Source organism: Neisseria animaloris, from assembly GCF_900637855.1.
GTDB lineage: Bacteria > Pseudomonadota > Gammaproteobacteria > Burkholderiales > Neisseriaceae > Neisseria > Neisseria animaloris.
Window position 1 is genome coordinate 1,533,571 of the sequence record NZ_LR134440.1, and the last position, 13,964, is coordinate 1,547,534.

Annotated in this window: 8 protein-coding genes, 2 tRNA genes and 3 rRNA genes; 10 read left to right on the forward strand and 3 right to left on the reverse strand. The window is 49.2% G+C overall.

The window, feature by feature from the left end:
• Positions 1-67: 67 nt before the first annotated feature.
• The 3 genes from argE to EL216_RS07095 all read right to left on the reverse strand — a co-directional run bounded on the left by argE (position 68) and on the right by EL216_RS07095 (position 3,846).
• A complete protein-coding gene (gene argE / locus EL216_RS07085; RefSeq protein ID WP_085389949.1) occupies positions 68-1,225 on the reverse strand; it encodes an acetylornithine deacetylase in 1,158 nt (385 codons plus the stop codon).
• A gap of 314 nt (positions 1,226-1,539) precedes the next feature.
• Positions 1,540-2,769 carry a PilT/PilU family type 4a pilus ATPase gene (locus EL216_RS07090; RefSeq protein WP_085389948.1) on the reverse strand — a complete coding sequence of 410 codons (1,230 nt, stop codon included), beginning with the start codon at positions 2,767-2,769 and terminating at the stop codon, positions 1,540-1,542.
• Positions 2,770-2,805: 36 nt separating this feature from the next.
• Positions 2,806-3,846, reverse strand: a complete 1,041-nt coding sequence (locus EL216_RS07095; protein WP_085389947.1) for a type IV pilus twitching motility protein PilT — start codon at positions 3,844-3,846, stop codon at positions 2,806-2,808.
• A 171-nt stretch (positions 3,847-4,017) separates the two neighbouring features.
• Between EL216_RS07095 and EL216_RS07100 the strand changes: the two genes are divergently transcribed.
• From EL216_RS07100 to EL216_RS07145, 10 genes are all read left to right on the forward strand, one after another.
• Positions 4,018-4,710 (forward strand): YggS family pyridoxal phosphate-dependent enzyme, encoded by a 693-nt coding sequence (locus EL216_RS07100; RefSeq protein WP_085389946.1) that lies wholly within the window; start codon positions 4,018-4,020, stop codon positions 4,708-4,710.
• A 443-nt stretch (positions 4,711-5,153) separates the two neighbouring features.
• Complete coding sequence (proC, locus tag EL216_RS07105; protein WP_085389945.1) at positions 5,154-5,948, forward strand: pyrroline-5-carboxylate reductase; 795 nt, start codon at positions 5,154-5,156, stop codon at positions 5,946-5,948.
• Positions 5,949-5,964: 16 nt separating this feature from the next.
• Positions 5,965-6,522: a YggT family protein gene (locus EL216_RS07110; protein ID WP_085389944.1), complete on the forward strand. Its 558-nt coding sequence runs from the start codon at positions 5,965-5,967 to the stop codon at positions 6,520-6,522.
• Positions 6,523-6,734: 212 nt separating this feature from the next.
• Positions 6,735-7,151: an RNA polymerase-binding protein DksA gene (gene dksA / locus EL216_RS07115; protein ID WP_085389943.1), complete on the forward strand. Its 417-nt coding sequence runs from the start codon at positions 6,735-6,737 to the stop codon at positions 7,149-7,151.
• Positions 7,152-7,551: 400 nt separating this feature from the next.
• Positions 7,552-9,092, forward strand: a 16S ribosomal RNA gene (locus EL216_RS07120).
• A gap of 101 nt (positions 9,093-9,193) precedes the next feature.
• Positions 9,194-9,270, forward strand: a tRNA-Ile gene (locus EL216_RS07125).
• A gap of 8 nt (positions 9,271-9,278) precedes the next feature.
• A tRNA-Ala gene (locus EL216_RS07130) sits at positions 9,279-9,354 on the forward strand.
• A 375-nt stretch (positions 9,355-9,729) separates the two neighbouring features.
• A 23S ribosomal RNA gene (locus tag EL216_RS07135) occupies positions 9,730-12,615 on the forward strand.
• Positions 12,616-12,767: 152 nt separating this feature from the next.
• Positions 12,768-12,880, forward strand: a 5S ribosomal RNA gene (gene rrf / locus EL216_RS07140).
• The 16S, 23S and 5S rRNA genes sit together here with 2 tRNA genes alongside, the layout of an rRNA operon.
• A gap of 249 nt (positions 12,881-13,129) precedes the next feature.
• A complete protein-coding gene (locus tag EL216_RS07145) occupies positions 13,130-13,423 on the forward strand; it encodes a ComEA family DNA-binding protein (protein ID WP_085390361.1) in 294 nt (97 codons plus the stop codon).
• The last annotated feature ends 541 nt before the right edge of the window (positions 13,424-13,964 follow it).

The following is a 13,964-nucleotide window of genomic DNA, read 5'->3' on the forward strand; positions in this document are numbered from 1 at the left end:
CGTCTGAACATTATGTTCAGACGGCCTATTGGTATGTTGCAGGGGCTTTAGCTGTTTTTCGACCGCTTTAACGGCTTTGGGCGGCAATCATTTTGCTCAGGAATGCATCGCAGCGGGCCAATTGGTCCAACTCGATAAATTCGTTCGGACGGTGTGCCTGCTCGATATTGCCCGGCCCGCAGATGACCGTATGGATACCGGCTTGTTTGAATTGGCCGCCTTCCGTGGCATAGGCCACTTTCTGCCGGGTTTTTTCGTCCACCAGAGCGGATACCAATTCATACAGTGCCCGCGCATCACCTTCCGGCATGGCCGGTACCGCGCCGTGATGCCGCAGCTCGATATGGCAGGCAGGGTCTACGGTTTGCATTTGCGGCTCCAGTACGTTGCGGATATAGGCTTCGATCGGTTCGATAACGGCGGCGGCATCCATGTGCGGCAGGTTGCGGTAGTCGAAAGAAAATTCGCATAACTGCGGCACGATATTAACCGCGGTGCCGCCGTGTATGGTGTTCACGCCCAATGTGGAAAACGGCACGTCGAAAGCCTCGTCTTGCTCGTAGTCTTCTTTCAGACGGCCTGCCAGATCGTTGATAAACACAATCAGGCGGGCCGCATACTCAATCGAATTCACGCCTTGCGGAGTCAACGAAGAATGCACGGCTTTGCCGTGTACGCGGCAACTGAAGTAATGGTGCCCTTTGTGTGCCACCACCATTTTCATCGAAGTCGGTTCGCCGACAATGCAGTGCTCCGGTGTCAGCCCCCGCCGTTGCAATTCTTCAATCATCACCGGCGCACCGAGGCAGCCGACCTCTTCGTCATACGATAAAGCGATATGCAGAGGGCGGTTCAAGCGGGCGGCTTTCATTTGCGGCACTGCGGCCAGCACCGAAGCGATAAAACCTTTCATGTCGGCCGCACCGCGCCCATACAGTTTGCCCTCGCGCACTTCCGCCTGAAAAGGGTTGGAATGCCATTGCTGGCCGTCTACCGGCACAACGTCGGTGTGACCCGAAAAAATCAAACCGCCATCGGTGCAGCCGTCTGAAGCGGGTATGGTAACGAATAAATTGGCTTTGCTGCGGTCGGCGTTATGGGCCAACCAAGGTTGTAGACCTTGCCCTTCAAGGAAACCGGCCACTTCGTGAATCAACGAAAGGTTGGAATGGCGGCTGGTGGTGTCGTGGGAGATTAAACGGGTAAGCCAGTTTAGTGTATTCATGATGTCAGCCTTCATTGATAATGACTTAAATTATACCGATTTTACGGAAAAACAAAGCTGCCATTCTGCGCCTGATATGATTTTTCTCAAACTGCACGGGCGGAACTCCTTGTATTTTTACCGGACAGATATTGAATCATGCGATAGTCGCAGACCGATCAAACCGTTGTCATGCCGTTTACTATGCTTGCGGCCTACCGTTTTGTATGAACCATTGGTTTTTACCGCCGTATCCTCCGATACGGCCGGTTATGATAAGGCCGTCTGAAACAAATTTTTCAGACGGCCTTGATTGTTTACGGCAGGAAGTCGTTTTACATCAGGTTTAAATCGCTGATGCGGTCGTACAGTTTTTCCGGGCTGTCGCCTTCTTCATGCAATTGGATGCGCAAGCGCAAGTCGTTGGGAGAGTCCGCTTGGCGCAAAGCCTCGTCGTATTCGACTTGACCTTTGAGATAGAGGTCGAACAGGTTTTGGTCGAACGTCTGCATGCCTTCCACGGTGGAACGTACCATCAAGTCTTTGATTTCCATCAACTCGCCTTTGAAAATCGTATCCTGCATGGCAGGGGTGTTCAGCAGCAAATCGATGATGGCGGTGCGTTGGCTGCGGCCTTTTTTGATAATCAAACGTTGGCCGATAATGCCGATCAGATTCAAAGCCAAGTCCATCAATACTTGATGTTGGCGTTCTTCGGGATAGAAGTTGATGATACGTTCGATGGCTTGCGAGGCATTGTTGGCATGGATGGTAAACACGCACAAGTGGCCGGTTTGCGCCAGTTGCAACGCGTATTCCATACTGTGTTCGCTGCGCACCTCACCGATACATACGACATCCGGCGCTTGGCGCATGGCACTTTGTACGGCTATTTTCCAGTCGGGGGTGTCGATACCGACTTCGCGTTGGGTAATGATGCAGCGGCGCGGTTTGTAAAGGTATTCGATCGGGTCTTCGATGGTAACGATGTGGCCGGGAATTTTTTGGTTGCGGTAGTCGACCATGGCAGCCATCGAAGTGGATTTACCCGAACCGGTAGGGCCGGCGAGAATCAGCAGGCCGCGAGGGGTCAGGGCGAGATCCTTGAGCTTGGACGGCAGGGCAAGTTCTTCTATGCTCGGAATATTTTGGTTGATGCGACGCATTACTAAACCGACACGGCCTTGCTCGTGATAAGCATTCACACGGTAGCGGGTGTTTGAACGGGATTGAACCGAGTAGTTGAGTTCCAGATCGCGGTTGAATGCTTCAAGCTGGCTCTCGTTCATGGTTGATTGCACGATAGCGGCTGTATCTGCGCCGGAAAGTGCTTTGTGCGGCATCGGGGTCAATACGCCGTTTACCTTCATGGCAGGCGGGAAACCGGCACTGATGAAGATGTCGGATGCTTTGCGTTGTTCGGCATCAGCACACATGCGGTCGAGGATGGGATGCAGATGGACACCGATTTCGGCGGGCGTGGGAATATGCGGCGGTTGGTTTTTTTGCGAATATGCCTGAACCATTTCCGTCAACAGATTATGCAGTTGGTTTGAATCGCTCATGTCGTTTTCTCGTCATCGGGTAATGTGTAGGAAAAATTAGATAATCATATCGCTGTTATGCGCTTTGCTGCGGGCCGTTTCAGGAGAAATAACGCCTTGGCGCACGAGGTTTTGCAAAGCTTGGTCGAGAGTCTGCATGCCGTGGGCCTGGCCGGTTTGCAGTGCCGAATTGATCTGGGCGATTTTGTTTTCGCGGATCAAGTTGCGCACGGCGGCGGTGGATACCAAGATTTCATGCGCAGCCACACGACTGTTGCCGTCTCGGGTTTTTAACAGCGTTTGAGAAATAACGGCGCGCAGCGATTCGGAAAGCATGGAGCGTACCATTTCTTTTTCGCCGGCAGGGAAAACGTCGACGATACGGTCAACAGTTTTGGCGGCACCGGTGGTGTGTAGGGTACCGAATACCAAGTGGCCGGTTTCGGCGGCGGTGAGCGCCAGACCGATGGTTTCGGGGTCGCGCATCTCACCCACCAGAATTACGTCGGGGTCTTCACGGAGAGCCGATTTCAAAGCATTGGCGAAACTGTGTGTGTGCTGGTGCAGTTCGCGCTGGTTGATTAGGGACTTTCTACTTTCATGCACAAATTCGATTGGGTCTTCGATGGTGAGGATGTGTGCGGGTTGGGTGTCGTTGATGTAGTTGATCATGGCTGCCAGCGTGGTGGATTTACCCGAACCGGTAGGGCCAGTTACCAACACCAAGCCGCGCGGATTATCGGCGATTTTTTGGAAAATACGCGGAGCTTTCAGGTCTTCCAGAGTCAATACGTTGCTGGGAATAGTACGGAATACTGCGGCAGGACCGCGGTTGGTGGTAAATGCGTTCACACGGAAACGGGCTACGTTGGGCAGCTCGAAAGAAAAGTCCACTTCCAGATTTTGCTGGTACACTTTGCGTTGATAGTCGTTCATCACCGAAGTAATCATATTGCCCACTTCGTCGCTGCCCATTTCGGGCAGATTGATGCGTCGCACGTCGCCGTGTACGCGGATCATCGGTGGCAGGTCTGAGCTAAGGTGGAGGTCGGATGCTTTGTTTTTGACACCAAACGCGAGTAAGTCGGTAATTTGCATAATGTGGCCTTGATTTTTTAAGTTAAAATTAAATAACCTGTTTAAGGTAAAAAAATAATGACGATTTAATCGGTATAGCCCGTTATTTTAAATAGGTATAGCCTGTTAAACCAAGTAAAAATTTAATTATTTTTGCTAACAAGCCAAAAACGGCACAATACGGAAACAATCATGACAAGCCTGCAACACAATTACCAAACTGTATTGTCTGAAATCACCCAAACCGAAGTGGCTGCACACCGCAAACCGGGCGGCACCAAACTTGTGGCGGTCAGTAAAACTTTCCCCGCAAGCGATATCCGCAAAGTGTATGACGCAGGGTGTCGTGATTTCGGTGAAAACTATATTCAGGAATGGTATGAGAAAACTGAAGAGCTGGCCGATTTGCCCGATATCGTTTGGCATGTTATCGGCGATATCCAGTCGAACAAAACCAAATATGTGGCCGAACGAGCGGATTGGGTGCATACCATAGGCCGTCTGAAAACCGCCCAGCGTTTAAGTGCCCAAAGGCCGTCTGAAAAGCCGCCTCTGCAAGTGTGTATTGAAGTCAATATTGCCGCCGAACCGAACAAACACGGCGTTGCGCCCGAAGAAGCGGTTACGCTGGCCGTCGAAGTGGCAAAGCTGCCGAATATACAAGTACGCGGCTTGATGTGTGTGGCCAAGGCCGGCAGCAGCGATGAAGAATTGCGGCGGCAGTTCGGCAGAATGCGGCAGCTTTTGGCCGATTTGAATGAGGCAGGTATTGCGGCGGATGTCTTGTCGATGGGGATGTCCGCCGATATGGAGATTGCCGTTGAATGTGGTGCGACGCATGTGCGGGCAGGCAGTGCGATTTTCGGCCGGCGCGATTACCGTTGAGAAACTAAAAGGCCGTCTGAAACCATAATAACGTTTCAGGAAACCCTAATGCCGGAAGACTAAAGTATCGGCTTGGCAGGCGTATTATTCGCAAGCGGGATGTTTTCAGACGGCCACAGTGGAAATACTTGCCGCGTTGTTGGTTTGTAGGCATTTCGGCCTGATTCAGCAAAACGGCCAAGCCGTCGAAATAAAGGCTGAGGTAAAGCAGCGTTTCAAATGTTGGAAAACAGTTTCAAAAAACAAGGCCGTCTGAAAATCCGTTTTGAAAGGATGAGAAAGTAATCCGTACAGGTTGTTTTTGGCAGTCGGTGGGTTTTAAGCAGGTCGGCAAAACTTGGTTCATTTTAGAACACTACTCCCAATACGGTTTACCGTATCGAGAAAATTATTGATTAGAGATTTCAGACGGCCTGAAATCAGTTATAGATAGAAAGAAAACCATGAATATCTACTTTTTAGGCGGCGGCAATATGGCAGCGGCAATCGCAGGCAGATTGGTTAAAGAGGAGGGGTATCATGTCCACATTACCAACCGAGGTGCGGAAAAGCGCGAAAAGCTGAAGCAGGAGTTAGGTGTCGCCGTATCGGAAAAACTACCTGAATTAAACGCAGATAATGTATTGATACTGGCAGTCAAACCTCAAGACATGCAGGCTGCATGTATTAATGTGCAAACCAATGGCGCGTTGGTGCTGTCGGTGGCAGCCGGTTTGAGCGTGGAGACTTTAAGCCGTTATTTAAACGGCACACGCCGAATCATAAGAGTGATGCCCAATACTCCCGGCCGTATCGGTTTGGGTGTATCGGGTATGTTTGCCGCAGAAGGGGTAAGTGAAGAGGATAAACAAATTGCCGCAAGAATCATGAGTGCAACGGGCCAGATTGTATGGCTCGAAGAAGAAGACAGGATACATGCCATTACCGGCATCAGCGGCAGCGGCCCCGCTTATGTATTCTATCTTTTAAATGCTTTAAAAGAAGCCGCCGGGCAACAAGGGTTTCAGCCTGAGGAAGCACATCGGCTGAGTTTGGCAGTTTTCAAAGGTGCGGTAGCTTTAGCCGAACAAACCGGAGAAGATTTTACTTTGCTGCAACAAAATGTTACTTCCAAAGGCGGTACCACACATGAAGCAATAGAAACCTTTAAAGCACATCAGATTACCGAAGGTATTAATGCCGGCGTACAAGCGTGTATCGTACGTTCGCGAGAGATAGAAAAACAATTCCGATCATAAAGAAGGCCGTCTGAAAATGTTACCCAAACTGCTGATGTTACTTGCCGATAGCATGGCAATCGTATGTTTGTCTCGCTGTTTGTTGCAATGGGCAAAACTCGATTTCAGGCACCCGTTGGCACAATTTTGTATGCAGACGACAGATTGGCTGGTAAAGCCTTTACGTAAAGCCACTCCACCGTTAGGACAGTGGGACAGCGCCTGTATCTTAGCCTGTATACTATTGTATTACTTAGTATTTACAGTTTTATCGTTATTGGCTCTTCCTGAAGGGTTCGGCATCAAAGTTATCGCTGCCAATTTGTTTCTTACTGTATTGAATTTATTCAAGGCTGTTGCTTACGTATTATTTATCGGTTTACTGTTGCGCATGATTTTGAGTTTTAACAATCCTTATTCTTCTTTGCAAGTATCTTTGCATAAAATTTTTGAACCATTATCCAAGCCGTTTGTCTTTCTACAATTCAGACGCTACAACTTTTCAGGTAGTGTGTTGGTATTAATACTGTGGATCTGGTTAAGTGTAATCTTGCCACAGTTGATTGCTAAGTTGAATTTATGGCTGTTAAACTGATTTATCAACGAATTAAGGAAATTGACAGGCCGTCTGAAAACGAAAGTGCCAGATGAAATTATTCTTAACATAACCGTATACTGAAATTCATGTTATGATGCCGCTCGCCTAAAAAAATATTGATTAATTTGTCGAAAAATCAACAATAAGCCTATGATGGCAGACTTTAATATTTAAAGTCTTTAATACTAACTGGGAAAGAAAGAACGACTATGGCAAAGCTGACAGAACAAGATATTCTCAACTGGAGTGGTCCGGAAGAAGATTACATGAATGCAGATCAACTGGCCTTTTTCCGAGAATTGTTGGTAAAGCTGCAAGACGAGCTGATTGAAAACGCCACTACTACTACAGGCCATCTGAAAGAACACGAGTCTGCTCCCGATCCTGCTGACCGAGCCACTCAAGAAGAAGAATATGCTCTTGAATTGCGTACTCGGGATCGCGAGCGCAAACTGTTGAACAAAATACAAGCATCTATACGTAAAATAGATGAAGGTGACTACGGATTCTGCACAGATACCGGTGAACCTATCGGACTTAAGCGTTTGCTGGCACGTCCTACAGCCACTTTATCCGTAGAGGCTCAAGAGCGACGCGAGCAACTAAAAAAACAATTTGCGGATTAAAAAAGCAAACAAACAGTAAAATAAAGCCGCCTGTCATATTCAGGTGGCTTTATTTCATTTTGTTTTACATAGAGCAAATCGTATGCTAAATAAAATTTCTTGATAAAACAGTGGTCTGTTTGTTTTTCGGTCGGATTTTTCTGCTGTGGGGTTGACGTTATTGGGGGAGGGCGGGTATAGTTCGGTTCTTCGCTGCTTCGGCGGTGTTTGAAAGCGAATATTCATTATAACAGATTTTGCGTTAGGCAGTATTGGTTGTGATGATGTTCGGGACGCTCTTTAACAGAACAGATTACCGATAAGTGTGAGTGCGATTGGGCCTCACACTGCGACAAAAACAGACAAGATAAATATCTTTGTCGGTTTCTTTGAAGCAGACCAGAAGTTAAAGTTAGAGATTGAACATAAGAGTTTGATCCTGGCTCAGATTGAACGCTGGCGGCATGCTTTACACATGCAAGTCGAACGGCAGCACGGAAGAGCTTGCTCTTTTGGTGGCGAGTGGCGAACGGGTGAGTAATACATCGGAACGTACCGAGTAGTGGGGGATAACTGTCCGAAAGGATGGCTAATACCGCATATTCTCTGAGGAGGAAAGCAGGGGACCTTCGGGCCTTGCGCTATTTGAGCGGCCGATGTCTGATTAGCTAGTTGGTGGGGTAAAGGCCTACCAAGGCGACGATCAGTAGCGGGTCTGAGAGGATGATCCGCCACACTGGGACTGAGACACGGCCCAGACTCCTACGGGAGGCAGCAGTGGGGAATTTTGGACAATGGGGGGAACCCTGATCCAGCCATGCCGCGTGTCTGAAGAAGGCCTTCGGGTTGTAAAGGACTTTTGTCAGGGAAGAAAAGCTTGAGGTTAATACCCTTGGGTGATGACGGTACCTGAAGAATAAGCACCGGCTAACTACGTGCCAGCAGCCGCGGTAATACGTAGGGTGCGAGCGTTAATCGGAATTACTGGGCGTAAAGCGGGCGCAGACGGTTACTTAAGTCAGATGTGAAATCCCCGGGCTCAACCTGGGAACTGCGTTTGAAACTGGGTGACTAGAGTATGTCAGAGGGGGGTAGAATTCCACGTGTAGCAGTGAAATGCGTAGAGATGTGGAGGAATACCGATGGCGAAGGCAGCCCCCTGGGATAATACTGACGTTCATGCCCGAAAGCGTGGGTAGCAAACAGGATTAGATACCCTGGTAGTCCACGCCCTAAACGATGTCAATTAGCTGTTGGGGTACTTGATGCCTTAGTAGCGTAGCTAACGCGTGAAATTGACCGCCTGGGGAGTACGGTCGCAAGATTAAAACTCAAAGGAATTGACGGGGACCCGCACAAGCGGTGGATGATGTGGATTAATTCGATGCAACGCGAAGAACCTTACCTGGTCTTGACATGTACGGAATCCTCCAGAGACGGAGGAGTGCCTTCGGGAGCCGTAACACAGGTGCTGCATGGCTGTCGTCAGCTCGTGTCGTGAGATGTTGGGTTAAGTCCCGCAACGAGCGCAACCCTTGTCATTAGTTGCCATCATTAAGTTGGGCACTCTAATGAGACTGCCGGTGACAAGCCGGAGGAAGGTGGGGATGACGTCAAGTCCTCATGGCCCTTATGACCAGGGCTTCACACGTCATACAATGGTCGGTACAGAGGGTAGCCAAGCCGCGAGGTGGAGCCAATCCCAGAAAACCGATCGTAGTCCGGATTGCACTCTGCAACTCGAGTGCATGAAGTCGGAATCGCTAGTAATCGCAGGTCAGCATACTGCGGTGAATACGTTCCCGGGTCTTGTACACACCGCCCGTCACACCATGGGAGTGGGGGATACCAGAAGTAGGTAGGGTAACCGTAAGGAGCCCGCTTACCACGGTATGCTTCATGACTGGGGTGAAGTCGTAACAAGGTAGCCGTAGGGGAACCTGCGGCTGGATCACCTCCTTTCTAGAGAAAAAAGAGGTTTGGTCGCATTCACACTTATCGGTAAACTGTGTATTAAAGATGCAAGACTGGTTGGGAGAATCCCGACGAAGTTGGAGTAATCTGGGTTTGTAGCTCAGCTGGTTAGAGCACACGCTTGATAAGCGTGGGGTCGGAGGTTCAAGTCCTCCCAGACCCACCAAGAGATTGGGGGGCATAGCTCAGTTGGTAGAGCACCTGCTTTGCAAGCAGGGGGTCATCGGTTCGATCCCGTTTGCCTCCACCAAATACTTTGCAAATCAAAGTATTTTTGTTTGTCTTTAGTCTTTAGATGTTTGGCATCTGAATAGATAAAGATGAAGTAAAGAATATTTTAATTTGTGTAGGTTAGAGAAGGAAAAGTTTACTTATTCCTTTTTTTAAGAAGCGCATCGATCTTTAACAAATTGGAAAGCCGAAATCAACAAACAAAGACAATGTCGGCTTGCCGTAACAGGTAAGCCGCAGTATTTGGGTGATGATTGTATCGACCGGGCTGTGAAAGACAAAAGGCACAGTTCGGTACACAACAAGCAGTAAGTTTTATCAAAGTAGAGGCCTTTAAGTTGCGAAGGTAGTCAACACTGTAGCAACGAAGTCAAAAAGGTACTTCAAATGATAGAGTCAAGTGAATAAGTGCATCAGGTGGATGCCTTGGCGATGATAGGCGACGAAGGACGTGTAAGCCTGCGAAAAGCATCGGGGAGCTGGCAATAAAGCTATGATCCGGTGATGTCCGAATGGGGAAACCCACCGTATTTTGTACGGTATCCTTATCTGAATACATAGGATAAGCGAAGCGAACCCGGAGAACTGAACCATCTAAGTATCCGGAGGAAAAGAAATCAACCGAGATTCCGCAAGTAGTGGCGAGCGAACGTGGAGGAGCCTGTATATGATAGCTGTTGAGATAGGAGAACAAGCTGGGAAGCTTGGCCATAGTGGGTGATAGCCCCGTATTCGAAATTTCATCAGTGGTACTAGGTATACGACAAGTAGGGCGGGACACGTGGAATCCTGTCTGAATATGGGGGGACCATCCTCCAAGGCTAAATACTCATCATCGACCGATAGTGAACCAGTACCGTGAGGGAAAGGCGAAAAGAACCCCGGGAGGGGAGTGAAATAGAACCTGAAACCTGATGCATACAAACAGTGGGAGCCTATTAATTAGGTGACTGCGTACCTTTTGTATAATGGGTCAACGACTTACATTCAGTAGCGAGCTTAACCGGATAGGGGAGGCGTAGGGAAACCGAGTCTTAATAGGGCGATGAGTTGCTGGGTGTAGACCCGAAACCGAGTGATCTATCCATGGCCAGGATGAAGGTGCCGTAACAGGTACTGGAGGTCCGAACCCACGCATGTTGCAAAATGCGGGGATGAGCTGTGGATAGGGGTGAAAGGCTAAACAAACTCGGAGATAGCTGGTTCTCCCCGAAAACTATTTAGGTAGTGCCTCATGTATCACTTCCGGGGGTAAAGCACTGTTATGGCTAGGGGGTCATTGCGACTTACCAACCCATGGCAAACTAAGAATACCGGAAAGTGCAATCATGGGAGACAGACAGCGGGTGCTAACGTCCGTTGTCGAAAGGGAAACAACCCAGACCGCCAGCTAAGGTCCCAAATGATAGATTAAGTGGTAAACGAAGTGGGAAGGCCCAGACAGCCAGGATGTTGGCTTAGAAGCAGCCATCATTTAAAGAAAGCGTAATAGCTCACTGGTCGAGTCGTCCTGCGCGGAAGATGTAACGGGGCTCAAATCTATAACCGAAGCTGCGGATGCACCTAGTGCATGGTAGGGGAGCGTTCTGTAGGCCGATGAAGGTGACTTGAGAAGGTTGCTGGAGGTATCAGAAGTGCGAATGTTGACATGAGTAGCGATAAAGCGGGTGAAAAGCCCGCTCGCCGAAAGCCCAAGGTTTCCTACGCAACGTTCATCGGCGTAGGGTGAGTCGGCCCCTAAGGCGAGGCAGAAATGCGTAGTCGATGGGAAACGGGTTAATATTCCCGTACTTTGATTTAGTGCGATGTGGGGACGGAGAAGGTTATGTCAGCGGCCTGTTGGAATAGGTCGTTCAAGCCGGTAGGTGGAACATTTAGGCAAATCCGGATGTTTATACACCGAGAAGTGATAACGATTGTCTACGGACAAGAAGTGACAGATACCACGCTTCCAGGAAAAGCCACTAAGCTTCAGCTAAATCAGAACCGTACCGCAAACCGACACAGGTGGGCAGGATGAGAATTCTAAGGCGCTTGAGAGAACTCGGGAGAAGGAACTCGGCAAATTGATACCGTAACTTCGGGAGAAGGTATGCCCTTCGATGTGAAAGACTTGCTCTGTAAGCATTGGAGGGTCGCAGAGAATCGGTGGCTGCGACTGTTTATTAAAAACACAGCACTCTGCTAACACGAAAGTGGACGTATAGGGTGTGACGCCTGCCCGGTGCTGGAAGGTTAATTGAAGATGTGAGAGCATTGGATCGAAGCCCCAGTAAACGGCGGCCGTAACTATAACGGTCCTAAGGTAGCGAAATTCCTTGTCGGGTAAGTTCCGACCCGCACGAATGGCGTAACGATGGCCACACTGTCTCCTCCCGAGACTCAGCGAAGTTGAAATGGTTGTGAAGATGCAATCTCCCCGCTGCTAGACGGAAAGACCCCGTGAACCTTTACTGTAGCTTTGCATTGGACTTTGAAGTCACTTGTGTAGGATAGGTGGGAGGCTTAGAAGCAGAGACGCCAGTTTCTGTGGAGCCGTCCTTGAAATACCACCCTGGTGGCTTTGAGGTTCTAACCCAGGTCCGTGATCCGGATCGGGGACCGTGCATGGTAGGCAGTTTGACTGGGGCGGTCTCCTCCCAAAGAGTAACGGAGGAGTTCGAAGGTTACCTAGGTCCGGTCGGAAATCGGACTGATAGTGCAATGGCAAAAGGTAGCTTAACTGCGAGACCGACAAGTCGAGCAGGTGCGAAAGCAGGACATAGTGATCCGGTGGTTCTGTATGGAAGGGCCATCGCTCAACGGATAAAAGGTACTCCGGGGATAACAGGCTGATTCCGCCCAAGAGTTCATATCGACGGCGGAGTTTGGCACCTCGATGTCGGCTCATCACATCCTGGGGCTGTAGTCGGTCCCAAGGGTATGGCTGTTCGCCATTTAAAGTGGTACGTGAGCTGGGTTTAAAACGTCGTGAGACAGTTTGGTCCCTATCTGCAGTGGGCGTTGGAAGTTTGACGGGGGCTGCTCCTAGTACGAGAGGACCGGAGTGGACGAACCTCTGGTGTACCGGTTGTGACGCCAGTCGCATCGCCGGGTAGCTAAGTTCGGAAGAGATAAGCGCTGAAAGCATCTAAGCGCGAAACTCGCCTGAAGATGAGACTTCCCTTGCGGTTTAACCGCACTAAAGAGTCGTTCGAGACCAGGACGTTGATAGGTCGGGTGTGGAAGCGCAGCAATGCGTGAAGCTAACCGATACTAATTGCTCGTGAGGCTTGACTCTATCATTTGAAGGACTTTTGCACCGTAGTGGGTGTTGAGGCTTCGAAAATAAAGCTTATATCAGTCTTGAAGACGATACCCATCACCGTTGATTGAAGAATAAAGAGAAGGGATGCATTTCCCTGACGGCTTTCCCGATTTGTACAGTTTACGTCTGGCGGCCATAGCGAGTTGGTCCCACGCCTTCCCATCCCGAACAGGACCGTGAAACGACTCAGCGCCGATGATAGTGTGGATACCCATGTGAAAGTAGGTCACTGCCAGACACTCATTGCTAACCCCTGATACTGAGAAGTATCGGGGGTTTTTACTTGGAGGGGAGGGACGTGGGTGTTGTCGCGGGAGGGCGACAGTGGGGGAGTGGGTCGGCAGCGTTGCGCTGAAAATGTTTGAGCGGGAGGGGAAATATGCTTATGATAGCGCAGCTGTTTCTGCGATATGGAAGTATGTTTCCGGATTCGTGCGGTTATTGACAGCAATAAGATTATTTGAATTCATATTATGAAAGGGAAAACATGAAACGGTATGTATTGGCTCTGGTGGGTCTGCTGGTATCGGCGTGGTCGTTGGCGGCGGTGAACATCAATACGGCGACGGCGGAAGAATTGAAGGCACTGCCGGGAATCGGGCCGTCGAAGGCGGCGGCGATAGTGGAATACCGGACGCAGAACGGCAAGTTCAAGAGTGTGGACGAGTTGAAGAATGTAAAGGGAATCGGTGAGGGGATATTGTCGAAGCTGAAAGTGGAGGCGGTGGTATCCGGTCATGGATCGGCGAAAGGGAAGGCGCAGCCGGTGCTGAAGAAGTAAGGAAGCCTGGAAGGATGTTGGGGCTGTGGGGGTGACTCCGCAGCCTTTGGCGTTTGTGGGAGAGGCCGATGTGGCAGGAAAGAGGGTGATAATGGAGGTTGGGAGGGATAATGTCGTGGGTGTTGATGAAGTCCTGTCATGAAAGCGGGCTCAACACCCGACCTGACCGTATGGACAAAGCATGCAATATAGCGGCCTTATCCCGAATTAGGCTGGCAGTTATTTATATTTTAGAGCATCGCTAGCTACATTCGGCAGGTGAAATAATATAGGATGCAGTATCCCGTTTAAGGCAGGACAAACCGAAGAAAATTTATTGGTGTGATTTTGTGTATTGGCAAAATATTTTTATGGTTGATACGATGATGGTAGAAATCGACAGTCATCCAAGTGGGTATGATTTTTAAATTTTCTTTATGAGTAAAGTTGTTAGATATAATTTTTATAATAACAATAAGTACGATTTCTTTTGAGCCATAGTCAACAATAATAGTGTTAATTTTTCTTTCTTGAGAAAGAGAGATAAATAAAGACTATCACT

Excerpts from the sequence above, each read along its gene's own strand:
- argE (WP_085389949.1), bottom strand. The coding sequence starts at position 1,225 with ATGAATACACTAAACTGGCTTACCCGTTTAATCTCCCACGACACCACC.
- dksA (WP_085389943.1), top strand. The coding sequence starts at position 6,735 with ATGGCAAAGCTGACAGAACAAGATATTCTCAACTGGAGTGGTCCGGAA.
- EL216_RS07100 (WP_085389946.1), top strand. The coding sequence starts at position 4,018 with ATGACAAGCCTGCAACACAATTACCAAACTGTATTGTCTGAAATCACC.
- EL216_RS07090 (WP_085389948.1), bottom strand. The coding sequence starts at position 2,769 with ATGAGCGATTCAAACCAACTGCATAATCTGTTGACGGAAATGGTTCAG.
- EL216_RS07095 (WP_085389947.1), bottom strand. The coding sequence starts at position 3,846 with ATGCAAATTACCGACTTACTCGCGTTTGGTGTCAAAAACAAAGCATCC.
- EL216_RS07145 (WP_085390361.1), top strand. The coding sequence starts at position 13,130 with ATGAAACGGTATGTATTGGCTCTGGTGGGTCTGCTGGTATCGGCGTGG.
- EL216_RS07110 (WP_085389944.1), top strand. The coding sequence starts at position 5,965 with ATGTTACCCAAACTGCTGATGTTACTTGCCGATAGCATGGCAATCGTA.
- proC (WP_085389945.1), top strand. The coding sequence starts at position 5,154 with ATGAATATCTACTTTTTAGGCGGCGGCAATATGGCAGCGGCAATCGCA.